This is a genomic window from Bacillus sp. UNC41MFS5 (assembly GCF_000686805.1).
In genome coordinates this window covers 1,002,962-1,026,709 of sequence record NZ_KK366017.1, presented here as the reverse complement: position 1 = coordinate 1,026,709, position 23,748 = coordinate 1,002,962, and the positions used below count along the sequence as shown (strand labels likewise).

General features: G+C 37.0%; 21 protein-coding genes. 2 read left to right on the top strand and 19 right to left on the bottom strand.

The genetic code is table 11. The annotated features are described in order from the left end of the window. Nucleotides 1–272: 272 nt before the first annotated feature. From BR30_RS0121320 to BR30_RS0121290, 7 genes are all read right to left on the bottom strand, one after another. Nucleotides 273–692, bottom strand: a complete 420-nt coding sequence (locus BR30_RS0121320) for a hypothetical protein (RefSeq protein ID WP_026566764.1) — start codon at nucleotides 690–692, stop codon at nucleotides 273–275. Nucleotides 693–725: 33 nt separating this feature from the next. Continuing rightward, entirely contained in the window at nucleotides 726–1,571 is an 846-nt protein-coding gene (locus tag BR30_RS0121315; RefSeq protein ID WP_331280804.1) for a carbohydrate ABC transporter permease, read from the bottom strand. A 3-nt stretch (nucleotides 1,572–1,574) separates the two neighbouring features. Then, nucleotides 1,575–2,507, bottom strand: coding sequence for a carbohydrate ABC transporter permease (locus tag BR30_RS0121310; protein WP_197032378.1), 933 nt, complete (start codon nucleotides 2,505–2,507; stop codon nucleotides 1,575–1,577). A gap of 114 nt (nucleotides 2,508–2,621) precedes the next feature. Further along, nucleotides 2,622–3,884: an extracellular solute-binding protein gene (locus tag BR30_RS0121305; RefSeq protein WP_026566761.1), complete on the bottom strand. Its 1,263-nt coding sequence runs from the start codon at nucleotides 3,882–3,884 to the stop codon at nucleotides 2,622–2,624. Nucleotides 3,885–4,067: 183 nt separating this feature from the next. Beyond that, a complete protein-coding gene (locus BR30_RS0121300; protein ID WP_026566760.1) occupies nucleotides 4,068–5,864 on the bottom strand; it encodes a glycoside hydrolase family 2 protein in 1,797 nt (598 codons plus the stop codon). Between the two features lie 25 nt (nucleotides 5,865–5,889). Next, the gene (locus BR30_RS0121295; RefSeq protein WP_026566759.1) at nucleotides 5,890–7,647 is read right to left on the bottom strand and encodes a glycoside hydrolase family 2 protein; all 1,758 of its coding nucleotides are present in this window, start codon (nucleotides 7,645–7,647) and stop codon (nucleotides 5,890–5,892) included. A 270-nt stretch (nucleotides 7,648–7,917) separates the two neighbouring features. Further along, nucleotides 7,918–8,979, bottom strand: a complete 1,062-nt coding sequence (locus tag BR30_RS0121290) for a GntR family transcriptional regulator (RefSeq protein WP_269320641.1) — start codon at nucleotides 8,977–8,979, stop codon at nucleotides 7,918–7,920. A 280-nt stretch (nucleotides 8,980–9,259) separates the two neighbouring features. Between BR30_RS0121290 and BR30_RS0121285 the strand changes: the two genes are divergently transcribed. Both BR30_RS0121285 and BR30_RS0121280 read left to right on the top strand, forming a co-directional pair. Beyond that, nucleotides 9,260–10,180, top strand: a complete 921-nt coding sequence (locus BR30_RS0121285) for a hypothetical protein (protein WP_026566757.1) — start codon at nucleotides 9,260–9,262, stop codon at nucleotides 10,178–10,180. A gap of 5 nt (nucleotides 10,181–10,185) precedes the next feature. After that, nucleotides 10,186–10,920 (top strand): SH3 domain-containing protein, encoded by a 735-nt coding sequence (locus tag BR30_RS0121280; RefSeq protein ID WP_026566756.1) that lies wholly within the window; start codon nucleotides 10,186–10,188, stop codon nucleotides 10,918–10,920. A gap of 62 nt (nucleotides 10,921–10,982) precedes the next feature. Here the strand turns inward: BR30_RS0121280 and BR30_RS0121275 are convergent, their stop codons facing one another. The 12 genes from BR30_RS0121275 to gcvH form a co-directional block, all read right to left on the bottom strand. Beyond that, entirely contained in the window at nucleotides 10,983–12,188 is a 1,206-nt protein-coding gene (locus BR30_RS0121275) for an iron-containing alcohol dehydrogenase (RefSeq protein ID WP_026566755.1), read from the bottom strand. Between the two features lie 13 nt (nucleotides 12,189–12,201). Continuing rightward, nucleotides 12,202–13,623: an aldehyde dehydrogenase family protein gene (locus BR30_RS0121270; RefSeq protein ID WP_026566754.1), complete on the bottom strand. Its 1,422-nt coding sequence runs from the start codon at nucleotides 13,621–13,623 to the stop codon at nucleotides 12,202–12,204. After that, nucleotides 13,624–15,033 (bottom strand): hypothetical protein, encoded by a 1,410-nt coding sequence (locus BR30_RS0121265; protein ID WP_026566753.1) that lies wholly within the window; start codon nucleotides 15,031–15,033, stop codon nucleotides 13,624–13,626. It lies immediately after the preceding gene. 207 nt (nucleotides 15,034–15,240) lie between these two features. Next, nucleotides 15,241–16,245 carry a LacI family DNA-binding transcriptional regulator gene (locus tag BR30_RS0121260; RefSeq protein WP_026566752.1) on the bottom strand — a complete coding sequence of 335 codons (1,005 nt, stop codon included), beginning with the start codon at nucleotides 16,243–16,245 and terminating at the stop codon, nucleotides 15,241–15,243. Nucleotides 16,246–16,496: 251 nt separating this feature from the next. Beyond that, on the bottom strand, nucleotides 16,497–16,712 hold the full coding sequence (locus BR30_RS0121250) for a hypothetical protein (RefSeq protein ID WP_026566751.1): 216 nt from the start codon (nucleotides 16,710–16,712) through the stop codon (nucleotides 16,497–16,499). A gap of 21 nt (nucleotides 16,713–16,733) precedes the next feature. Further along, nucleotides 16,734–17,603, bottom strand: a complete 870-nt coding sequence (gene purU / locus BR30_RS0121245; RefSeq protein ID WP_026566750.1) for a formyltetrahydrofolate deformylase — start codon at nucleotides 17,601–17,603, stop codon at nucleotides 16,734–16,736. A 66-nt stretch (nucleotides 17,604–17,669) separates the two neighbouring features. Then, nucleotides 17,670–19,070, bottom strand: a complete 1,401-nt coding sequence (gene lpdA / locus BR30_RS0121240; protein WP_026566749.1) for a dihydrolipoyl dehydrogenase — start codon at nucleotides 19,068–19,070, stop codon at nucleotides 17,670–17,672. Nucleotides 19,071–19,164: 94 nt separating this feature from the next. Next, a complete protein-coding gene (locus BR30_RS0121235; protein WP_026566748.1) occupies nucleotides 19,165–19,470 on the bottom strand; it encodes a HesB/IscA family protein in 306 nt (101 codons plus the stop codon). 28 nt (nucleotides 19,471–19,498) lie between these two features. Further along, entirely contained in the window at nucleotides 19,499–20,377 is an 879-nt protein-coding gene (gene lipA / locus BR30_RS0121230; protein WP_026566747.1) for a lipoyl synthase, read from the bottom strand. A 120-nt stretch (nucleotides 20,378–20,497) separates the two neighbouring features. Continuing rightward, nucleotides 20,498–21,982: an aminomethyl-transferring glycine dehydrogenase subunit GcvPB gene (gene gcvPB / locus BR30_RS0121225; protein WP_026566746.1), complete on the bottom strand. Its 1,485-nt coding sequence runs from the start codon at nucleotides 21,980–21,982 to the stop codon at nucleotides 20,498–20,500. Continuing rightward, nucleotides 21,975–23,327, bottom strand: coding sequence for an aminomethyl-transferring glycine dehydrogenase subunit GcvPA (gcvPA, locus tag BR30_RS0121220; RefSeq protein ID WP_026566745.1), 1,353 nt, complete (start codon nucleotides 23,325–23,327; stop codon nucleotides 21,975–21,977). Before gcvPA ends, gcvPB begins: the two co-directional genes overlap by 8 nt. A gap of 1 nt (nucleotide 23,328) precedes the next feature. After that, a complete protein-coding gene (gene gcvH, locus BR30_RS0121215; RefSeq protein WP_026566744.1) occupies nucleotides 23,329–23,721 on the bottom strand; it encodes a glycine cleavage system protein GcvH in 393 nt (130 codons plus the stop codon). Nucleotides 23,722–23,748 lie beyond the last annotated feature (27 nt).

The following is a 23,748-nucleotide window of genomic DNA, read 5'->3' as shown; positions in this document are numbered from 1 at the left end:
AAGGATAATATTAAACCGGCTAAAATGGATATCGTTAGAAACTTTTTCAGAAAAATCTCCTCCTTTATTTATTCTCCTAGTAATAATTCAAACTAAAATTCTATTCGTTAATTGTATAAATTTCCCAATTTTTTACACAAAAATGTCACGCTTTACCTTGTGCTACTCTCAATATCGAAAAAACAGACAAAAAAAAATCAACCTATAACCAAAGGAATTGAAAGATCATTAACTCTCCTTTGGCTATATACTATTGATTTTCTATATACCTTTTACTGCTTTTGAAATTGATAGTTTCCCATCTTTGAAATTGATTTATTTTTGGCTAGAGCTAAAATTCCTGCCGATAGAAACATTAAAGCCCCTAAAAGATCCATCACTAGATATGATCCAAACCCTAATAGGATAAACCATATAGGTTTTTTAACTTCTGCTTTATCATCCTTCAATGTTTTAGCTAAAACAAAGTTTAAGATTCCCATTATAACAAATAGCATTCCAAAACTAACTGAAAACATATACAAACTACCAAAAATGGATTGTGCAGCCTCAAGTCTTGCAATTGTGTTATACGAAGAATTCAATCCTTCATTTTTAATATATGAAGCATAAACAAAAATGGTAAGGAGCCCTGAAACTATTTGCCATATTGAACCGACCATGACCAATTTTCTCTCTAGTTTTCTATTCACCGTTAAACCTCCTATCAAGCAGCTTCGTTTCAATCATCCTTTAACTCCGGATGACAACGAGAGTGATTCCATAAAGTATTTTTGTGTGAAAAGATAAAGAATAAAAGTTGGAACAATTGCTACAAGTGCTCCGGTTAGAGCATGAGCAACGTCAAGCGCATACATCCCTTGAAGCAATTGTAATCCTGGTGTAATGGGCATTTTTTCAACATCGTTAAACACAATAGATGGCCATAAAAAGTCATTCCATGATGCTGTAAATGTAAACAATGCTACAACAGTCAATACTGGTCTTATTAAGGGTAAAATTAACTTAGTGAAAATTTGAAAGTCTGAAGCACCATCCACTCTTGCAGATTCATCAAAGTCCTTAGGAATCCCTTGCATAAACTGTCTTACGAGAAAGATATTAAATACTCCAGCTGCCCCTGGAACTATTGCTGCTAGATAATTATTTACCCAGCCTAGTGTATCAATAATTTTATAGAGCGGAATAAGATTTACGACTGCCGGAAACATCATCGTTGCCATTAAAAGGACAAAGATAGCTTCTCTTCCCTTAAATTTCATTCTTGAATAACCATAACCTGCTAATGAAACGATTACTAAAACTAATACTGTTTGTGATACAGATATAATAAGTGAGTTCATAAACCATTTTGCAACAGGCGCACTTGTGTTACCAAAAAGTACATCCTGGTAATTACCTATAACCCAGTTAATTGGTAAAACCGTAAAAGCACTTGATTGAATATCAGCTTCACTTTTGAAGGAAGTAATCGTTGTATATAAAACCGGGATAATCCATATAAAAGCCATGAATAATAGAAAGATTAAAGAACCGAACTTCGAAACTCTTTTTTTCTCCAAAGTAAGCACCTCCTAATCACGTTGTCTTAAAAAGAAGAATTGAATAGCAGAAACAACCATGATACATAAACCGAGGATTACAGCCATGGCTGCCCCAATCCCAGCAATAGAAATTCCAGACCCAAATGCATTTTCTTGAATGTACATTAACAAAACTGTAGTCGAACTCGTTGGTCCACCTTTTGTTAACATGAGTGGCTGCCCATATACATTAAATTGTGAAATTGTTGTAATTACAACTGTGTATAAAATTTGAGATCTTATACTTGGTAGAGTAATTCTAAAAAATCTTTGAATACTACTTGCTCCATCTATAGAGGCGGCTTCAAATAAATCTTTTGAAATACCGTTCAGAGCCGCTTGATAAATAATCATATTAGCACCGATTGTCCACCAAACAGTAACAATAACTAATGTAATCCAAGAGTATGGCTGCGTAGCTAGCCAGTTAGTATCAACCTTTAGATAATGATTAATTGGTCCAAAAGAAACACTAAAAAGCATGGAAAAAATAATCATTACTGCAGAAACCGAGAACAAAGTTGGCATGTAAAATAATGCTTGAAAAAACTTCAATCCCTTTGGTTTAGTATTAAGACCTGCAGCTAAAAGTAGCGGGACAATCACACATGCTGGAACAGTAAAAATCACAAATTTAAATGTATTTCCCAACCCAGTACGAAGTTGATCGTAAAATGTAGACTCTTGATTTAGCAATATTTCTTTATAATTAGCGAATCCGACAAATTCAGGAGCTCCGATTAGATCCCAGTTGGTAAATGAAATATAAATACCATATAAAGTGGGGAAAAGAAAAAAAACTGCAAATAGTATTAGATGTGGTCCGATATAAAGATAGGGAGAAAGATTAAAGCGGTTTTTACCCGAATTTTTTTCTATAATTGCAGACCTATTTAATTCCTTGTTCACTCCAGTATTTATCATAAATTTTGACTCCTATTCTTTATTATCGAATAGAGAGAGAAACCCATATGCATTAATAGGGTTTCTCTCTAATTCCGCAAACAACCTATATCTATAACCTAATTTCTAGCAATCTTATTTTTTATTATTTGATGCTATTTTATCCTCAACTGCTTTTTGCGCGGCTTTTAGTCCTTTATCAATATTCAATTTTCCAAATATTGCGTCACCAACCAACTTATCCACTTCTTCGACTACAAAGCCATTATACTTATAATCAAAGATTTTAAGAGTTTTTTGCATTTCAGGATTTTTTACTAGGAACGATTGTGGTAATTCTTGATATTCAGGATTATCTAACGTAGCCAATGCTGCAGGGTTTTGTCCTGCCTGTGCCCATGGAAGTGAGTTTTGTCTTACATAATCAAGGAAATCCATGATACCCTTAGTCTTCTCTTCAGATCGATTTTTGTCCTTAAACATAACGAATTGATGTGAGGAAGTCCAGTTTACAATTTTATCCGGTGAAATCTGAGGGAAACTCGTTAATCCCCAATTTAATTTTTTCGCTTCATTTACACTATTTTGCATCCAAATTCCTTCTGGATAAAAGATTGCCTTACCAGATTTGAATAACTGACCAGGGTCTTCCCCATCCTTGTTAGTAATTTTGTCATCAACTAACCCTTTTAATAATTCTAATGCCTGCTTAGCTTCTGGAGTATTAATTGTCGGTTTTTCACCGTCACTGGTTATATCTCCGCCAAGTTGATTGTAAATCGATAAAAAGATTGGTCTTGTCCACGTTATTCCAATACCTGCAATTTTATCTTTTTTAGATAATTCTCCGGCTGCTTTTATTTCATCAAAGGTTATAACGTTATCATCGAGTGCATTTGGTGCATATTTTTCTAGTAAATCTTTATTGTAATACATTACAAAACTGTGTACATCCAATGGAACACTATATCTACTACCATTAATATCACCAATATTCCATCCTGCAGGTACATAGTTTTCAGCTTTAATTTCAGGATAATCAGCCAATTTATCACCATAGGTTGTTAATAGGTCATTGTCAACAAACTGTTTAATTCTTTCAGCATGGACAATTGTAAGATCAGGGATACCTTTTCCAGAATTAACAACTGTTGGGATCTTTTTATACATATCATCAGCTTCAATTGATACATTCTTTACCTTGAATTTTGGATTTGTCTTGTTATATTCATTAACGATTTGTTTCATGTTTTCACCATCAGGTCCTGTAAAAGGATTCCAATATATAATTTCATTTTTAGCTGAAGCTGAAGAACTTGAACTAGACGAACTACATCCTGACAAAACCATCATCATCGCGAAAAGTACCGAGAACATTAATACTGCTTTTTTTCTCATTTGATTTCCCCCTGATTTTTTATTATAAAACTAGTACCCTAACAGATTGTAACTTTTACCCCCTCCTACGTAGGCACAGTTTGATTAATACTATATATAAATCTTTTTGATTGAATTTTTATAATTTTCAATCAAAAAAGATCATACTAACCAATGATTAACCTGGAGATTTGTATAAGAATGCTAATTTACCACATTGGCATGCCACATATCATTAATTTCTCGAATCCTCTTTAAATTACATTTTGGGGCTCTATCATATGTTAGTATTCCATTAATCTCCTGTTCAACATCTGTTAACTGTGTATAACAAAATCCATGTAATGTATTGGATTCATAGATAGCATTCATGACTCGTTCAAAATCAGCTATATAATCTTCTTCATTCGTAACTGATGTATAACCCCATCCACCTTCATTTCCAACTTTATAACCGATTCCACCAAACTCTGTTAAAAGAATTGGTTCACCACAGTAATCAAAACCTTTTGTGTAAATCCTTCGTCCTGCCGGTTTTGAGTTAAGTAGGTTTTCCTTATTTAATACAGATTTTCGAAACTCATTGTATTTTTCAATTTCATCCTTTTGACCATGGTTATAATTATGAATAGCACATATATCAGTTTTCGTTAATTCCCATCCATCATTAGAAATGACTAACCTTGTTGTGTCAAGTGAATGGATTAAATGATACATTGCTGCCGAGTGGTGCTTTTGTTGTTCATTATTACATATGAGTGGAACTCCCCAGCTTTCATTCAAAGGTACCCAAGTAACAATACATGGATGATTGTAGTCTCGATTAATGATTTCAATCCATTCATTTGTTAGACGTGCCACTGCGTCCTCACTATAAGAAGGAGAAGCAGCACATTCACCCCAAACCAGAAAACCTAATTGATCCGCCCAATAAAGAAATAGTGGATCCTCTACCTTTTGATGTTTCCTACAACCATTAAACCCCATTTCTTTTGATAGTTCGATATCTCTCTTTAAATCTTGCTCTGTTGGAGCAGTTAATAACCCTTCTGGCCAGTATCCCTGATCAAGAACTAGTTTTTGATAATATGGCTTGTTATTTAAATAGACCATCCCATTTTCAGTATGAATTTTTCTCATCCCGAAATAAGTAGTTATTTGATCTAGTACTTGCTCTTTCTCTCTTACACGTATATTCACGTCAAATAAATTAGGACTTTCTGGTGTCCAATTCCATCCAGCATGATGGAAACCTGTTCGAAAAATTTTCCTATTATATAGATTAATAGATCTCCTAAAGTACCCTTCATGAATTTTCACTGAATCATTCGCTACATTATCACCCTTAAACGTGATATCAATTTCAAGATTTTTATTAATATAGTCACCTGTTAATTCAAAATCAATAATAATATCACCATTATCAATATCCGGAGTGAATTTCACCTTACTTATATGAGTCTTATTCACTGCCTCCAACCAAACTGTCTGCCAAATACCTGTCGTCCTTGTATACCAAATTCCATTTGATTTCTCAATCCAATATTGCTTTCCACGGGGAATCGTCTCTTCAACAGAGGGATCTTCAACTCTTACAAAAACTGATTGTGTACCATTTATTAAATAATTAGTAATATCGAATAAGAATGGTGTGTGCCCACCTTCATGAGTACCTACTAAATTTCCATTTATGAAGACCATCGCTCGATAATCTACTGCACCAAAATGCATGATAATTTGCTTTCCAACCATTGAATCAGGAATTTCAAATTTACGACGATACCAAACCCAGTCATGGAATGTAGAATCGTTTATTCCACTCAACTTGGACTGATAGGCAAAGGGTACATTTATTTTTTGTTTGAATTCCCTATTATTTATAAACCATTTTTCATCTAATCCTATATTCTGATCATCAAATTCAAAATCCCATTCCCCATTTAAATTAAGCCAGTCTTGTCTTATTAATTGTGGGCGAGGGTATTCTTGGCGAATTGTCATAAACTGTCTCCTTGCTAATGAAAATTTATTTACTGTTAATTGCTCTAATTTTGTTTAAGTCTACTTTTGGTACTCTATCTTCCTTTAGCAACCCATTAACCTCTTGCTGCACATCAGTAAGTTGTGTATAGCAAAATCCACTAATATATGAAGTATCTTTAATTCCCTGAGTAATAGATTCATAACGATTCAAGAAGTCCTCTTCACTATTTACTTGTTCACCATAGCCCCAGCCTTTTTCGGAATTGATTGCAATACCACCATATTCACTAATAATAATTGGCTGACCGTTATATTTATAGCCTTGTGCCATAGCATGCTTAAAATTATTAAAAGCTAAATCGTTATGAACTACTTTTTCTTTATCCATATATCGCTTTATAAATTCATCACCGTATTCTACATAATCGTGCAAGGAAATAATATCGGAAATTGTATGCTCCCATCCATCGTTTACAATAACAGGTCTCATACTATCAATAGCTTTTGTAAGATGATAGATCCCCTCTGTAAACTTTTGCTGCTTAAAGTCTGTATAAATATTTTTCACGCCCCAAGATTCATTAAATGGCGTCCATGTAATGATGCATGGGTGATTATAATGCTGTTTAACAACCTCTATCCATTCCTCAGTAAAATTTTGAACAGCCTCATCTGAAAACTCATATGTCGCTGCCATTTCAGACCAAACAAGTAGTCCTTTTTTATCTGCCCAATATAGAAATCGTTGATCTTCCACTTTCATATGTTTTCGTACTCCGTTAAAGCCCATCTCTAATGTACGATCAATATCCTCAATAATCGCTTCTTCTGAAGGTGGTGTTAAATGTGACTCTCCCCAATAACCCTGATCTAATATTAGTTTTTGATAAAGTGGAATATTATTAAGCAATACGTTTCCATTTTCTATCGAAATTTTCCTCATCCCAAAATATGATTTTACATGGTCTACTACTTTACCATTCTTAGTTAATGTAAATTCTACATCATATAAATTAGGAGATTGTGGACTCCAATGTACCACTCTCCAATGATGAAAATCACTTACAATATTAATAGTAATTGTTTGATATGGACGATATACAGTTTGGACGAAGGATTTTATTTGCTGACCTTTAAAATATATGGATGTTCTTAACTCCAAGGAATGATCAATGTTACCTGAAACTTCATATGCAAACTCAACTGATTCTGTATCAATATCTGGAGTAATTTTGACTGCATGAACATGTGCTTCATTTAAAAACTCAAGCCAAACAGTTTGCCAAATTCCCGTTGTTTGAACATACCAACATTCATAACTATGATCTAACCATCTTTGTTTTCCTCTTGGCTGAAAACAACTTTGACTATCTTCGTTTTTCACAACAATATTCAATTCATTTGTCCCATCTAAAAAATCAGTAATATTGAAAGAAAATGCTATTTGCCCACCCTTTCTTTTACCAACAAAGGTGCCGTTCACCCAAAGCTTTGTTATATAATCAGCAGCTTGGAAATGAAGTATAATCTCCTTATTTTCATATTCACTTGGAATAATTATGCTTTTTTGATACCATACATTAGGACAAAATACTTCCTCTCCAATGCCGCTGGCTTCTGTTTCATATGTAAAAGGAACAATAATTTTTTTATCAAAATTTGATTTTTTATACCATTTTTCCTTTTCACCTATGTTTTCACTATCAAATTTGAATTTCCACTCCCCATTTAAATTCAGCCAATGTTCCCTTTCAAAATGGGGACGTGGATATTCTTTTCTTGGAATGTTTTTTACTGTCATTATATATAACTCCTTTTATATGAAACTTAATAATTTTTGATAATCTAGACTTTGGAAGTGCTTACATTTATATCTTATATTAAGTAAATTAACTTTAATATACCAAATTTAGTATAAATTATACTATTTGATAAAAAGTAAATTATTTCTAACCTTTTATAGTTTAGAAATAATCACATAAAAAACCCAAACGACAACGGGGGACGTTTGGGTTTACTACCTTTTGAATGGAATTTCTACATTGACTTTATTTTCATATAGAGAAACCAGTTAGGTTATTATAGTTTCCAACAATTCTTCATTTTCATTTACTTTAAGATCGACAGGTACATAAATTCTTTTCGGTTTATAAATTCCTCCAATTTGTTCTAATAGTAGGTCAACTGTTTTTTTACTACATTCAGCAATATCCTGCTTAATAAACGAGACGCCAGGTATACCTGGTGAATCAAAGGTTAATAATTCAAGATCTCGACATGTTTCATTCTTAAGAGAACTTATTGCTAAATGAGAATACACAGCTAATTCAGCATTCATTGTAAATACAGCTGTCATTTCGGGTCTTCTCATTAGAAATTCTTTAATTAACTTCGGAGTTTTATTCTGAGAAATTTCATTGAAACTTAATGTCAGCCATAGATTCTTATTAATGGTTGTTCCCCTTTTCAAAAAAGCGTTTTCAAACCCTCTAGCTCTCTCGTCAGTTGCTGTATTTGTAATAATTGGAGACACAAGCCCAATATTTTTATGGCCTTTATTTAATAAGAAAGAGATGGCTTCTAAAGTCCCAAGCTCATTTTCAGAGGTAACACTATAAGTTAAAATATTCTCCATATACCTGTCAATTAATACAAATGGAAATTTATCCAGTGTAAGCCTTAGCACCGCTTCATTATAATTATCTTTTTCAGTAGGAAAAATAATCATTCCTTTAACATTCATTTTTTTAAACATCTCAATAGCATCTGCTTCTTCAAATTGTGACTCTCTTGTTATTTTTATAATTAGGTTATATCCACTCTTTGAAACATATTTTTCAATAAAATTGACAAACTCTTGTTCAATCCTTGTTTTCATACTAGGAAGAATAAGTCCAATTAATCCAGTCGGTTTATTCGGTTGTCTGATTGAAGTCGTTAGATTACTTTCACAAACAAACGTTCCTTTCCCTTTAATTCTTTCTACTATCCCTTCTTCCGCAAGACCAGAAAGTGCGTTTTTAGTAGTAATCTGACTTACATGAAATTCCTCTGTTAACTCTTTTTCGGAGGGAACACGGTCACCTACTCGCAGCTTACCAGATAGAATTTGCTCTTTAATTTTATTTTTTATTTGTTGATATAGAGGTTCATTTTTTATCTCAGCTCACCCTTAGTTCAATTTATTCCATCTTATACTAAATATATTAACACTTAGTATAAATTCCAACAACAAATTTCATTACTTTTCCACATTGGTTGTGAATTTATGATTTTATATTATGTTACTTAAACTCCCTCAATCCCCAATTTCTGCATAGATTTGGGGGCTTTTCTTCCGCTTGTCTGCATAGAATGTAGACAAGCGGAAGTGATCTCTCAATGAAAATAGTTAACCTGGAGGGAATAACCTAATGCAATTTATTGAAGATGTTAATGACGTGAAATTTAGCTTTTTGGAAAAACCGCCGGCATCATCTATGACTTATGCCTTTGTTTATGTTAATAATCACAACGAATACTATACAGTTAAAAATGGAGAGCGTTTGTCACGTAGTGAATTGCGGATTGGCAAATATAAAAGGGTATATACAGTCAATATGCAGCAGCAAACCATCTCCTACAAAGAGGAAGTCCCTTCGGCTACAAGAGGAAGAAGGTTTTCTGTCAATATATTTATCGATATTGCCGTTAAACACCCCGAACGGTTAGTTCAACAAAATGCAGGAGAAATTAGCCACCTTTTTAACAATAATCTGCCCTTCTGGGTGGAGTCGGAAGCAAGATTTTTTCCTATTGAAGAGGATCTGAGTTTTGCCAGGCATATTGAAGAATTTTTTCAAACCTCGCGATTGGTCAAGGTGTTAAGAGAGGCTGGAATTGTGGTTCGAAATGTTCGTGTTTTGATTCGGCAAGGTATTCGGGACCAGCGTCATGATGAGGCGATCGCCGATTTAGACCGAAACGCAGAACTATCCGCCTATCAAGAGGCTCTGGACTTAGAGGAAGCTCGCCGGATTTCTGCCTCGATTAAAGAAGCCCTTCAAGCAGGTGATTTTATCACTGCAGGGAAGCTTGGAGAAAAGAATGAAATGGCAAAGCGGTTAGTGGAATCGGAGTTTAGCCAAAATCAAGTCTTCAAATATGAGGTAAACAAACAACTTTTAAACTTGATCAACAATCACACTATTGACCAGTTTGAGGTAGAACAAAGATTGGCCAAGCTAAAAAAACTATTCCCCTATCTCCCAGTCAATCAGGAAAACATCAATAGAAAAAAACAGATTTCTGGTCCAAGGAGAGAACTTTCATCCTATTTATATAAAGGAGATTAGCAATTGTGGAATCCATTTTAAATCAGCGGTTTTGGATCTGGTCACTTATTTCTGTCCTTCCGGAATGGTTGCGTATTTTTTTGGCTCTCTTTGTGCTGCTGCATCTCGCAAGGTTGATTTTGTTGTACATGGTTCCTCCCTTCTTAAACTTGTTGTGCCGTTTGTTAAAAAAAATGCTTTATCCCATTTCTTACCCAATCATGGCACTTCTTTGCACGATTCAAAGAAGCCGGAGAGAAGCAGGAAAAGCTGGCATATCTGTTTGGATTGATATCATTGAAGGAATGTTTGCCTTGTTCGAAAGATTTTTCAACAAAATCATTCAGCTTTTCATGAAACGGAAAAGGAATAAGACAAGAATTAAAAGATGGACCTTCTATTCTGCCACAACTTTAGGAATCTTACTTACTGCAGCAATCATCAACAATCCAAATGAGTGGTATACAGAAAAATGGAAGAAAGTTGAGATATGGTTAAACCAAGAACATGCGCACATACAAGCATCCGTGTCTTCCCCTAATCAAAAAGATTTAATTTTAAATAAGATTTATGAAGAAGGCGGAAATATTCGTGAAGCACCCACACTAACCGCGCCTCATATATACACTATTACAAATGGAGAAATAATGCACTTTTTGAATGAAGAACAAGTAGATTCCAGAGGAATTACGTGGCTAAAAGTTCAAACCGCAAACGGGATGGAAGGCTGGATTTCAGCCCTGATTGTCAGGGAAAAATAAATTGAGTGAGATATTAAAAACTAGCAGTGCGAATTGAACCGCACTGCTAGTTTCATAAAACTTCAATCACGAACTGCAATCTTACAATCTTTCGATTTTTCAACAACTACTCCATCGAATGCAGCTTTATAAATGGTATAGATATCTTCTTTCAATAAAGGCATTGGACTACGTGCTAAAATACGTTTTTGCTTAACCCCATCATTCGTTAAGCTTTCAAGGGCATCCTCTGGAATATTAAATCCTTTTAAAGAAGATGGAATATTTACATCTTCTACTAATCTTTTTAACTCTGCTACACATTTATATGATGCCTCTTCTTGTGATAGATTTACAGAGCTAAAGCCCATGGCATCGTAAATATCTTTCATCCGTTTTTCACAGCTTTGGCGAATATAACCAAATACATATGGAAGCAAGACGGCATTGGAGTCACCGTGTGCAATGTGGAATTGGCCTCCGAGAGGGTAAGCTAGCGCGTGAACACCAGCAACTCCTGCATTGAAGAAGGCAAGACCTGCAAGGTAACTTCCGTAGCTCATATCCGTACGTGCTTGTTTGTCTTGACCGTTTGAAACAGCTGTGCGAATCGAGTTGCTGATGAGGCGGATGGCTTGCAATGCTAATGCATCAGAGACAACGCTCGCATTTTTAGAAACATAAGCTTCTACTGCATGTGTAAGTGCATCAACTCCTGTAGCAGCTGTTACTTTTGGAGGTAATGAAATCGTTAAGGCAGGATCCACAATCGCAACATCCGCTAATAAGTAGTCATGCGTTACGACATCTTTAGTTGTTTCTAAAGATAGAACAGAAATATTCGTCACCTCTGAACCAGTCCCTGAAGTGGTAGGAATTAAGATTTTAGGCAGACCTTTGTTCGTAATCTTTTTCGTACCCGTTAAGTTTAAGTAGTCTTCTACTTTACCCTCATGAGACGCTAATACCCCTGCAAGCTTTGTTAAATCTAATGCACTTCCCCCACCAACTCCAATGACCATGTCGAATTGATTATCACGGGTGTAGGCAACCAATTTTTCTCCGATTGCCAGCGGTGGCTCAGGTACAACATCTGTATAAACTTCAGTTACATAACCTGCTTCTTCAAGCGGATCTGTAACTTTATTTGTTAATCCAATATCATATAAGAACGGGTCTGTTATGACTAGAATCTTTTTCACATCAAAGCGGTTTACTTCTACTAAAAGGTGAGCTAAAGAATCCCATCCGGTATAACTAAGTGGTGTAAAGGTAATTTTTTCAGACAATTTTGGTCACTCCTTAATTATGATTCCAAACGACAAGTTTTGTTTCCGTCATTTCATGGATTGCATATTTTAATCCTTCTTTACCTGTTCCGCTTTCTTTTACGCCTCCATACGGCATTTGGTCTACACGGTAAGTTGGAATATCGTTAATCATGACACCGCCTACTTCAAACTCTTTTGAAGCTTTGAATGCTGTTTGAATGTCATTTGTAAAGATTCCTGCCTGCAAGCCATAATTGGAATCATTAATGGCTGCAATTCCTTCTTCAACAGAGGAAATGCGATTGACAACTACAATTGGTGCAAAAACTTCCTGGCAAGATACATTTAAAGTAGGGGCTACATTCGTTAATATCGTTGGCAAGAAGACTCCATTCTCAATTTTCCCGCCAATCACGATTTCAGCGCCGTTCTGGGCAGCTTCCTGTACCCAGCTAAGTGCCCGTTCTTGTTCAGCAGGATTAATCATGGCAGAAATATCCGTTGTTTCTGCAAGTGGGCTGCCGATGACTAACTGCTTAGCAGCTGCTGCAAATTGTTCCATAAATTCATCAAATAATTCATCCATTACATAGGTACGTTGTAATGAGATACAAATCTGTCCCTGATTTGAAAAAGCTCCAGTAACACATTTTGGAACAATTTGGGATAAATCAACATTCTTGTCAATAATTAAACCAGCGTTTGAGCCTAGTTCAAGAGCAACTTTTTTGAGTCCAGCTTTGTTCCGAATACCGATGCCGACAGAAGGACTGCCAGTAAATGTAATCATTTTTACTTTTTCACTGGTCACCAATGTATCACCAACGATTCGGCCACTACCGGTTATCACGTTAAATGCACCTTTAGGCAAAGCCGTTTGATCAATTAATTCAGCTAGAAACAGTGCTGAAAGAGGTGTTTGTGATGCCGGCTTAAGAATGATTGTATTTCCGGCTGCAATCGCAGGTCCCACTTTATGTGCGACCAGATTTTGCGGGAAGTTAAATGGTGTGATTGCCCCAATGACTCCAATTGGCTGCTCAATGGTGTAACCAAAGCGGTTTGCTCCATTTTTCGCAGCATCCATTGGAATCATTTCTCCCGTTAATCGTTTGGCTTCTTCAGCCGCAAATTTATAGGTTTCAACCGTACGATCGATTTCCCCTAATGCGATTTTCATTGGCTTTGCCGCTTCTAACGAGATAATTTCAGCCGCCTTTTGTCGATTTTCAATGAATAGCTGTGCAATATGTTCTAAAATCGCTGCACGCTCATAGGCAGTCAATTCTTCCATTTGTCTTCTCGTGTTGTAGGCAATGTCAATGACTTGTTCTACTTCCTCACGTATTGCTTGTGGAATTTGAGCGATTACTTCTTTAGAGTAAGGTGAGTGGAGATCTGCAAATTTCTCTGCAGTCTTCCATTCACCGTTAACGTAATATTGCTTTTTCATTTAACTTACCTCTTTCATTTCTTCATTTTTAGATGATTCCAAGGAATCTTTGACAAATGTATGATCAACTTCTCCTTTGAAGAAGTCTTTACCATAAATTAAGAAGCAAAGCAGAATTCCTACTGCAAATGCCCATGAAGCACCTTTGATGACAAGGAGGGCAGCCACAATTCCAGCTATTCCTAAATCACGCTGGCTCCGTGCCTGCATGATCCCAATCCGGACACTTACGTAACCTTGGACAAGTAATGTCAAAGCTAAAGCTACGCCTAGAATCGGTTGAACAAAGCTTACAATTGGCAATAATAGCAGGGCTGTATTTGTACCCCAACGGAAAGATCCAATTCCTCCAAAAAAGGAATTCATCGCTTTTTTTCCTTCTTTAAAGCGCTCAATGGCGACTACCTGCATCGCAGCCCACATTGGACCACACATGGTAATATCAGGACCAATCATACTCATCAGTGTGTTTCTTCCACCAAAAATTAAATGCGCCCGGTTTGGATTGTAATCCACTTTTTCATCGGTTCTTACGGCATCGGATTCAGAAAGCAATGCTTTCGTTTTAAGCACATCACCGAAAACGACTAGGTACGTAGCCAACACAGCCGGAATCGCTTTTAGAAAAAAAGCAACAGCCGGAAATCCTAATCCGAAAACAGTGTACTCCGCAAACAGGGTCGCAAAATCTGGTTTACTAAATCCCCATTGAATATCAGGCCAGTTTGCTTCTCCAAATAATGGAGCAACAAAAACGGCTAGAAAAATAGCGGGTAGAATGCCAAGATTACCTAATAGAGTAAATAAAAATCCTTTATTATTTTTTCTAATTCGTTCAAATGACTTGGAAAAAGTAAGGAAAAAGGCAAATCCAATACAAATCGAAATAGTGAACGGGAATTTTTCAAATTGTCCGCCTACTCCAAAAACGGAAGTGACCGCTCCAATACCAGCCCCAAGTATGATTCCTGTTTTAATGGCATTTGGAACCATATGAACCACTTTACTTGCTAAGCCGGTAATACCCAGAATAATCGATAAAATACCTAATGTTAACTGAAAGGCGACCAGCGCATAGACCCGATCAGGCCCCTCATCAAATTGAGTAACAAACAAGACAATCAGCGGAATGGCCGGTGTAATCCATCCTGGAATAACGGGATCACCTAAAATATGGTGAAATAAATAAAGCAGCCCATTCAATACAACCACCGCTAATGCCACCTCGAATGGCATGTGTAAATGTTGACCTAATAGAGTAATAGCCCCCAAGTCTACTGCACACATTAATAAACCTTGAACATAGTCTGGCCATTCAAACCGGTAATGAATAAAAGGCAGCCTAATTTTAAATGGCCCCGCTGGCATGTATGGTGATTCTTCACCATGTGGACGATTTTTCCATTTCATAAAATAATTTCTCCCCCTTTTTTGGTTGTAAACCCTTACAATTCCCCTGAATATACTACCCCTTTGTACATTCATTTTATGAATACGTAACCATTTTTGAGTAAAGCAAAAAATCCTGATGTTTCTTTCCTGCAAGGGAAAAGTTAAAGTAATGAATCAAAAAAATGGTTACGTATTCATTTTTGTGCAAATAAGAAATAAACAACATTATTGTTTATTTTCTATTTTTCTAGTTGTTCTTCTGTTAAATATTTTAACAGGTTCAGTTATTTGAATGCAATAATTTTTTTTATTTTCTATCATTTCAATCAATTCAGTGATTGCTAAGAGTCCTAGATTTTCCTGTGAGATACTACCTACTGTCGTCAATTGAATCAAACCATGCTGACTAATGTCTACGTTATCAATCCCAATAATACTTAAATCATCCGGTACACTGAAATCCTCACTGATGGCATCGTCTATCAAATTTAATGCCAGAGAATCCGCACCAGCACAAATGGCGGTCGGACGATGCTCCAGTTTCATTAAGCGTTGAAAAGCATCTGATATTTCTTGTTTAGAAGTATCTGTGTTGAAGATATATTGTTCGGACAATGGTAATTTATAATCGTTAATTGCATGAAGGAATCCTGAATAACGGTTGTTAAATGTGCTGACAGTCATAGGTCCGCCAACCCATGCAATCGTTTTATGTCCTTGCTCAATCATATGTTTTGCCGATAAATATCCAGCTTCAAAATTGTCAATTTCAACAAAGTTTTCATTTTTTTTATGCTTACGATTGTATGTAATGAATGGAATATCCATTTGTTTGAGCTTATCGAATATCGGATCATCAATTAAAATACACGATAGAATGATACCATCCACTTTATTTTCAAAAGCAGCGGCATATGCTTCCGGCAATTTTTCATCGTTTACGAACTGGACGTTTACACGGTACCCCATCTCATTAGCGTAAGTGATAATGGCGGATGTGGTATCGACAAAAAATGGGTTGTGTAATGGCCCCGATAAGAGGGCTATAGTATTTGTTTTATTTTGCACAAGGGATCGTGCTTGTGCATTCGGTATATAGTTTAAATCGTTAATGGATTTCATTACTTTATCAAGTGTAGGTTTTTTAACTAATTCTGGCGTATTCAATACACGTGACACCGTCGTTTGGGATACGCCTGCGTGTTTTGCGACGTCTTTCGATGATACCAAGGCGTTACCTCCTTTTTTGACACATTTTACAATTTTATCTAAAAATTATTTTCGATTACGTTACATATTTGTTTGATGTTGATAATACAACAAATTAAACAATTGTGCTATAAGGTTTAGCCTTTTTTACTCTTTAATTTTTAATTTTGTCTTTCATCATCACTATTCTATCAAAAATAAAAATCCCACCTTCCATAATAGAAAGCGAGATTTTCACCATTAAATCCTCTAATTTTAGCTTATCTAAAAATCTATTTAAACCATTCTACATTTAACTCTGTCCCAATAACCCACCAACTATTGATTGCTTCATAAAATGAGTTAAGTAATATCCCCACTGCAAGTACGAACAGAAAAACATGTGCGTGGTTTACCGTACGCTTTCGTTTATTTTGAAGAAAAATCCATATCCAAAGTATAGCTAAAAGGATATTAATCAAGTCCCCTACAAGATCTTTTCCTGGCAATGGCTCCCTCTCCTTATAATCTTAAGCAAATACGATTGTTTTATTTCCATGAACAAGTACTTTATCCTCAACATGCCAGGAAACAGCTTCAGCAAGAACCCTTCTTTCCACATGACGTCCGGCGGTCTTTAAATCCTCTGCTGTATAGCGTTGATTAATTCGTTGTACATCCTGTTCAATAATTGGTCCTTCATCAAGATCATTCGTAACGTAATGTGCTGTTGCACCGATTAACTTTACACCACGGTTAAACGCTCTTACATATGGATTTGCGCCAACAAATGCCGGCAAGAATGAATGATGGATGTTTATGATTTGATTAGGATACTTAGAAATAAAATTAGGGGAAAGAATTTGCATATACCTGGCCAGGACAATTAAGTCCACTTTCCCTTTCATTAGTTCTAATGCTTTCTGTTCGGCATCTTCTTTCGTTTCGTGAGACATTGGGATATGATAAAAAGGAATTCCATAACTTTCAACTACTTCTTTTAAAATACTATGATTACTAATTACCATTGGGATATCTACTGGAATTTCATTGGATTTCCACCGCCATAGAAGTTCGTTTAGACAATGATCAGTTTTGGAAACAAAGATGGCCATCCGCTTTCTTTTTTCATTACTGTTCAACTTCCAATCCAAGGCATACTCCCCAGCTATCACATGTAAATCTTGTTCAAGTTTTTTAATAGAAGAATCGAATTCTTCCAACTCAAACTCGATCCTCATAAAAAACATACCTGCTTTTGGATCTGTTGTATGCTGGTCAAAATGGACAATATTAGCTTTATGTTCTAATAGAAAATTCGTTACAGTCGAGATTATACCCGGCTTTTCCGGACATGAAATTAATAATTTTGCCCGGTTAGGCTTCAATTTTGTGATCAACGCTCTTCCACCATCCTTAAGGTTATTATTTATGTATAATAGAAAGGCTAATACCTTCCTAATGGGTTAGGCATGAATTTCCTGTCCATACACGGCTAGGGCTGCTTCACCAATTGCTTCAGCTAATGTAGGATGTGGGTGTATAGTATGGGCAATATCCATTGCTGTTGCATTCAATACACAAGCAAGTCCAGCCTCCGTAATCATATCGGTAACATGGGGCCCTACCATATGAGCTCCTAAAAGCTTATTCGTACCTTCTTCAACAACCAGTTTGACAAATCCGTCTGATTCACCAAAAACCAATGCCTTTCCAATCGCACGGAATGAGAATTTACCAACTTTCACTAGATATCCCTTTTCCTTTGCCGCTTCCTCTGTAAGTCCGACACTTGCTACTTCTGGACTACAATATATACATCTGGAAATAAGGTTTGAATCAAGTAGTTTTGGAGATTTACCTGCCATATGTTCAATAGCAATGATTCCTTCGTGTGAAGCAGCATGTGCAAGCTGCAAGCCGCCAATGACATCACCAATAGCATAAATGTTCGGTTCATTGGTTTGGTAGAACTCATTTGTTTTAATAAAAATCGGATTTAATTCAACGGCCGTTTTTTCAATTCCAAATCCTTCTGTATTGGGAGATCGCCCTACAGATACCAGAAGTTTGTCTGCAGAAAATGGTGTTTCTTTGCCTTTATGCTCCGCCTTAATGGAAAGACCCTCACCTTTTTCCAGCGTTTCTGGAAGCACTTTTGCTCCTGTAACAATTTTTATTCCTTTTTTCTTCATTAAACGCTGGACTTCCTTTGAAACATCTGCATCCTCAGTTGGTAAAATGCGATTGGCATATTCAATTACGGTAACTTGGATACCGAAGTCCGAAAGCATCGATGCCCATTCGATTCCAATTACTCCGCCGCCAACGATAATGATAGAACCCGGAAGCTTCTCCATTTTTAGCGCTTCATCCGAAGTCATCACATACTTCTCATCCACTTCTAGGCCAGGAAGTGTTCTTGGACGGGAGCCTGTGGCAATTAAAATATTTTTTGGGCTTAAAATGATTTCCCCATTACCATTATTCAATTCGACTAACACATCTTTTGTCTGTGTAATACTTCCCTTTCCATCATAAACATCTATCTTTCCCTTTTTCATTAAATGTTGGACACCTTTATATAGGCGGTCCGTAATTTCTTCCTTCCGGGCCTGTACTTTTGAAAAATTAAGACCAACTACAGGGGCAATTACACCATACTTATCTGCATGCTTTGTTTGAGCGAATACTTCTGCACTTCTTAATAGGGCCTTACTCGGAATACAACCAGCGTGAAGGCAGGTTCCACCGATTTTTCCTTTTTCAATAACCGCCGCTCTTAAACCTAATTGAGAAGCACGAATGGCAGCCACGTATCCACCTGTCCCACCACCGATAATTACGACATCATATTCTTTTGTCATGTTCGGTTTCTCCCTTTAACATTATATTTATCGGAAAACTTGTAATAAATCGTCTGAAACTTTCCTTTATGGTTACAAGGCAGCCGTATTCCGATTAATCGATTTGAATGGCGCATGCACTAGAGGCAAAGCTTTCCCCTACTACAAAACCTTGTTCTTCGCTATAGTCAATTTGCGTTTCGTCATCTAAATAGCGTTTTGTAAAACGGTCTATTTGAATTTGAATCCCTTCTATTTCCATACATAAATCGTTTCGTCGAGGTTCATCAAATACAATCGAAAACTTAACAGATATTCCGCATCCCCCGCTAACTTCGGCATCAATCCGAGGATGATGATTTTCATTGGCCAACATTTCTTTTAGTTTGTTGATGGCTGCTTCTGTCATTTTTATCATCATGAACATTCTTCTCCTAACGACTATTTCATTACACAGTTACGTTTGCCGCATTGACCTGTTCGTCAGCATGATAAGAGGAGCGAACAAGTGGACCTGCCTCACAGTGACTAAATCCTTTTGACATGGCGATTGTTTTTAGTTCCTCAAACTCTTGTGGACTCCAATACTTTTGAACTTTTAAATGATGTTTGGTTGGCTGCAAATATTGACCAATTGTCATAATATCCACATGATTCGCACGAAGATCGTCCATCGTTTCGATAATTTCTTCCTTTGATTCTCCAAGACCAATCATAATACTGGATTTTGTTGGAATACTGGCATTCATTTCTTTGGCCCGGCGCAAAAACTCTAGGGAACGTTCATAGGTTGCCCGTGCCCGAATACTTGGTGATAACCGTTTGACTGTCTCAATATTGTGATTTAAAATATCTGGCCTTGCATCCATTAATGTTTTTAAGTTGTCATATTCACCCTTCATGTCAGACGGAAGGACTTCAATACTGCAAAATGGATTTCGGCGTCTAACGGCTCTAATCGTTTCTGCAAATACCCCTGCTCCGCCATCTTTTAAATCATCACGAGCAACAGCGGTAATCACGACATGCTTTAGGCCCATTTTTTCCACTGAATCTGCAACACGCTCTGGTTCTTCCCAATCAAGTTCTGTCGGCAGGCCTGTTTGAACCGCACAAAACCGGCAGGCACGCGTACAAATACTTCCTAATATCATAAAGGTTGCTGTTTTCCGTTCAGCCCAGCATTCATGAATATTTGGACATTTTGCTTCTTCACAGACAGTATGAAGATTCTTTTCACGCATCATTTTTTTTAGGCCAGTATATTGTTCATTTGTATTTAGTTTTATTTTTAACCATTCTGGTTTTCGAGCATAATTTGTTGACATGTCTATCACTCCTAAGAACAGACATCAGATTTTTAGTATCTATTAAACCACCAAGAATGAGATCATAAGAAGGATAATTTTTTCCATTTCTTCATTCCTAGTGGTTTAATGATTATTCGTTTAAGATTTTACTGGTACCTTCTGATCGGTTTCTTCTATTATATACCGTAAGATAGGTTGTCTCGCCGCTTGTACTTCATCCAACCGTCCGATGACTGTCGTGTGTGGTGCTTCTAATACAATCTCTGGGTTTTCTTCTACCTCTTTGGCAATTTTTATCATCACCTCAGCAAAGGCATCCATTGTTTCCTTTGACTCAGTTTCTGTAGGTTCAATCATCAAACACTCCTCAACATTTAGCGGGAAGTAGATGGTCGGAGGATGATAGCCAAAATCAAGCAGCCGTTTTGCCATATCAAGTGTTCTTACACCCAGCTTTTTCTGTCTAGAACCAGATAATACAAATTCATGTTTACAAACTTGTGAATACGGTGCATCAAAATACGGTTCAAGTTTTTTACGGAGGTAGTTCGCATGAAGCACTGCGCCCTCAGATACTTGACGTAATCCTACAGGTCCCATCGTACGAATATAGGTGTAAGCACGAACCAAAATTCCAAAGTTTCCATAATATCCTTTTACACGGCCAATTGATAGCGGATGATTCGAGTTAAGTACATATTTCTCACCGTCTTTTTCAATACGTGGGACAGGTAAGTACGGAATAAGCTTCTTTTTCACACCGACTGGACCGGCTCCTGGGCCGCCGCCGCCATGAGGGGTTGTGAACGTCTTATGAAGATTTAAATGCACAATATCAAAGCCCATATGACCCGGTGTTGTTTTTCCTAGAATGGCGTTGGCATTGGCTCCATCGTAGTATAATAAGCCGCCTGCTTCATGAACAACTTTGGCAATTTCCAAAATTTCTTTTTCAAACAATCCAAGTGTATTAGGATTTGTCAGCATCAACGCGGCTGTATCCTGATCCACATGTTTTTTTAATTCTTCTAAGTCGACCAAACCATTTTCATTGGAAGGAATGGTGACTGTTTTAAACCCGGCAACCGTTGCACTGGCAGGGTTTGTACCATGCGCAGAGTCCGGAACAAGGACCTTTGTTCTTTTTTCTCCTTTTTGTTCAAGATAGGCTTTTACCATCATTAAGCCAGTCCATTCTCCCTGAGCTCCTGCAGAAGGCTGTAACGTGACTGAATCCATGCCGGTGATCTCAGCTAACTCTTCCTGCAAATTATATAAAAGCTCCAAAGCACCCTGAACCGTTTCAGCCGGCTGATACGGATGAATGCGGCTAAAGCCGTCAAAACGTGCAACATCTTCGTTAATTTTCGGGTTGTATTTCATAGTACAAGAACCTAATGGGTAGAACCCATTATCAATTCCGTGGTTTCGATTGGAAAGTGCTGTGTAATGGCGTACAAGCTGAAGTTCTGATACTTCCGGTAGCTCGGCTGGTACATCACGAATCAAATGCTTCGGGTATTTAGTATTTAAATCAATGCTTTCCACGTCAGTTTCCGGCAGACTTGCCCCCATACGCCCTTGACGACTAATTTCAAAGATTAGCTCATTATATTCAATCATTTACGACTTCCTCCAATACTGTTACAAATTGGTCAATCTCTTCTTTTGTTCTCTGCTCTGTCACTGCAATAAGCATTTGATTGTCAGAACCGTAATCACTTTCCAAGTCAAATCCTCCGATGATTCCCGCCTCAAGCAGTTTGGTGTTGACCTCTTTAACCGGACGAGGAAGTTCCACTACAAATTCATTAAAAAATGGTGATTGATTGATAATGATAAAGCCTGCCTTTTGCAGACACTTTGCCATATAGTCAGCTTTCTCAATGTTTAGCTGGGCCATTTGACGAATTCCTTGCTTTCCTAGTGCAGTCATGCAAATAGCGGAAGCAAGAGCATTTAATGCCTGATTGGAACAAATATTAGAAGAGGCTTTGTCACGGCGAATATGTTGTTCACGTGCTTGCAGCGTTAAGACAAATCCACGTTTTCCTTGCTCATCTGTTGTTTGTCCTACAATCCGCCCTGGGACTTTACGCATAAATTTTTTGTGAACAGCGAAATAACCGCAGTGTGGACCCCCAAAGGCCATCGGTATTCCTAATGGCTGCATATCACCCACCACAATATCTGCCCCGAGCTTACCTGGTGACTGCAGAAGTGCAAGTGCCAGAGGATTAGCACTTACAATGAGTAGCGCTCCTTGTGCATCCGCAATTTTTTTAATTTCTACCAAATCTTCAATCGATCCCAAGAAATTCGGGTATTGAACAATAACGGCAGCAATGCTCTTATCCAATTGTTCTTTTAGTCCTCTTAAATCAGTGACATCATCAACAAGATTGACTTCTTCTACTGCATATTCTTGGCCGCGTGCTACTGTATTTAATATCGATCGTGATTCAGGATGAACCGCTTTTGATACAAGCACTTTTGAACGCCTTGTTGATGAAATAGCAAGTGAGGCAGCTTCTGCAAGTGATGTAAAGCCATCGTACATGGAAGAGTTGGCAACATCCATTCCTGTTAACTCACAAACCATTGTCTGGAATTCAAAAATGGCCTGCAGCTCACCTTGGCTGATTTCTGGTTGGTATGGTGTATAAGCTGTGTAAAATTCTGAACGTGAAATCATATGATTTACCACGCTTGGAATGTAGTGATCATATGTACCAGCACCAAGAAATGTTGGATAGTTATTGGCATTTTTGTTTTTCGAAGCAAGCTGTTGCATTTTTTTCAACAGAAGCGGCTCTGGAACCGCTTCTGGAATGTTCAACTCACCCTCTAAACGGATTTCTTTGGGAATGTCTTCAAATAAATCATCGATTGAAGACACGTTTAAAAATGTGAGCATCTCCTCTTGATCTTGTTTCGTATCAGGAAGGTACCTAAATGTGTTGGTCATCTTATTCCCCTCCCTCAATATATGCCTGGTACTCATTTTCATTTAAAAGCGAGTTTAACTCCTCTGGATTGGAAAGTTCCACTTCTACTAACCACCCTGCATCATATGGCTGTTCGTTGATTGTCTGAGGATTATCGTTTAAATCCTCGTTTACACAAACAACCGTTCCAGATACAGGAGCGTAAATTTCAGAAACGGCTTTAACCGATTCAATTGTGCCCATCGATTCTTCCACTGTTACTTCATCATCTACCTCCGGAGTTTCAACAAACACGATATCCCCTAATTGTTTTTGTGCAAAATGAGAAATTCCAATACGTACCCGATTTCCATCTAGTTGTAATACCCATTCGTGTTCCTTGCTATATAGTAAGTTTGCAGTTGCGTTTGTCATAATTTTACTTCCCTTCATTTGTAAATT

What these genes read in the sequence shown, in the direction of transcription:
- BR30_RS0121310 (WP_197032378.1), bottom strand. Translation starts at nt 2,507, where the DNA reads ATGATAAATACTGGAGTGAACAAGGAATTAAATAGGTCTGCAATTATA.
- BR30_RS0121305 (WP_026566761.1), bottom strand. Translation starts at nt 3,884, where the DNA reads ATGAGAAAAAAAGCAGTATTAATGTTCTCGGTACTTTTCGCGATGATG.
- BR30_RS0121300 (WP_026566760.1), bottom strand. Translation starts at nt 5,864, where the DNA reads ATGACAATTCGCCAAGAATACCCTCGCCCACAATTAATAAGACAAGAC.
- BR30_RS0121295 (WP_026566759.1), bottom strand. Translation starts at nt 7,647, where the DNA reads ATGACAGTAAAAAACATTCCAAGAAAAGAATATCCACGTCCCCATTTT.
- BR30_RS0121285 (WP_026566757.1), top strand. Translation starts at nt 9,260, where the DNA reads ATGCAATTTATTGAAGATGTTAATGACGTGAAATTTAGCTTTTTGGAA.
- BR30_RS0121270 (WP_026566754.1), bottom strand. Translation starts at nt 13,623, where the DNA reads ATGAAAAAGCAATATTACGTTAACGGTGAATGGAAGACTGCAGAGAAA.
- BR30_RS0121265 (WP_026566753.1), bottom strand. Translation starts at nt 15,033, where the DNA reads ATGAAATGGAAAAATCGTCCACATGGTGAAGAATCACCATACATGCCA.
- lpdA (WP_026566749.1), bottom strand. Translation starts at nt 19,070, where the DNA reads ATGACAAAAGAATATGATGTCGTAATTATCGGTGGTGGGACAGGTGGA.
- BR30_RS0121235 (WP_026566748.1), bottom strand. Translation starts at nt 19,470, where the DNA reads ATGATGATAAAAATGACAGAAGCAGCCATCAACAAACTAAAAGAAATG.
- lipA (WP_026566747.1), bottom strand. Translation starts at nt 20,377, where the DNA reads ATGTCAACAAATTATGCTCGAAAACCAGAATGGTTAAAAATAAAACTA.
- gcvPB (WP_026566746.1), bottom strand. Translation starts at nt 21,982, where the DNA reads ATGATTGAATATAATGAGCTAATCTTTGAAATTAGTCGTCAAGGGCGT.
- gcvPA (WP_026566745.1), bottom strand. Translation starts at nt 23,327, where the DNA reads ATGACCAACACATTTAGGTACCTTCCTGATACGAAACAAGATCAAGAG.
- gcvH (WP_026566744.1), bottom strand. Translation starts at nt 23,721, where the DNA reads ATGACAAACGCAACTGCAAACTTACTATATAGCAAGGAACACGAATGG.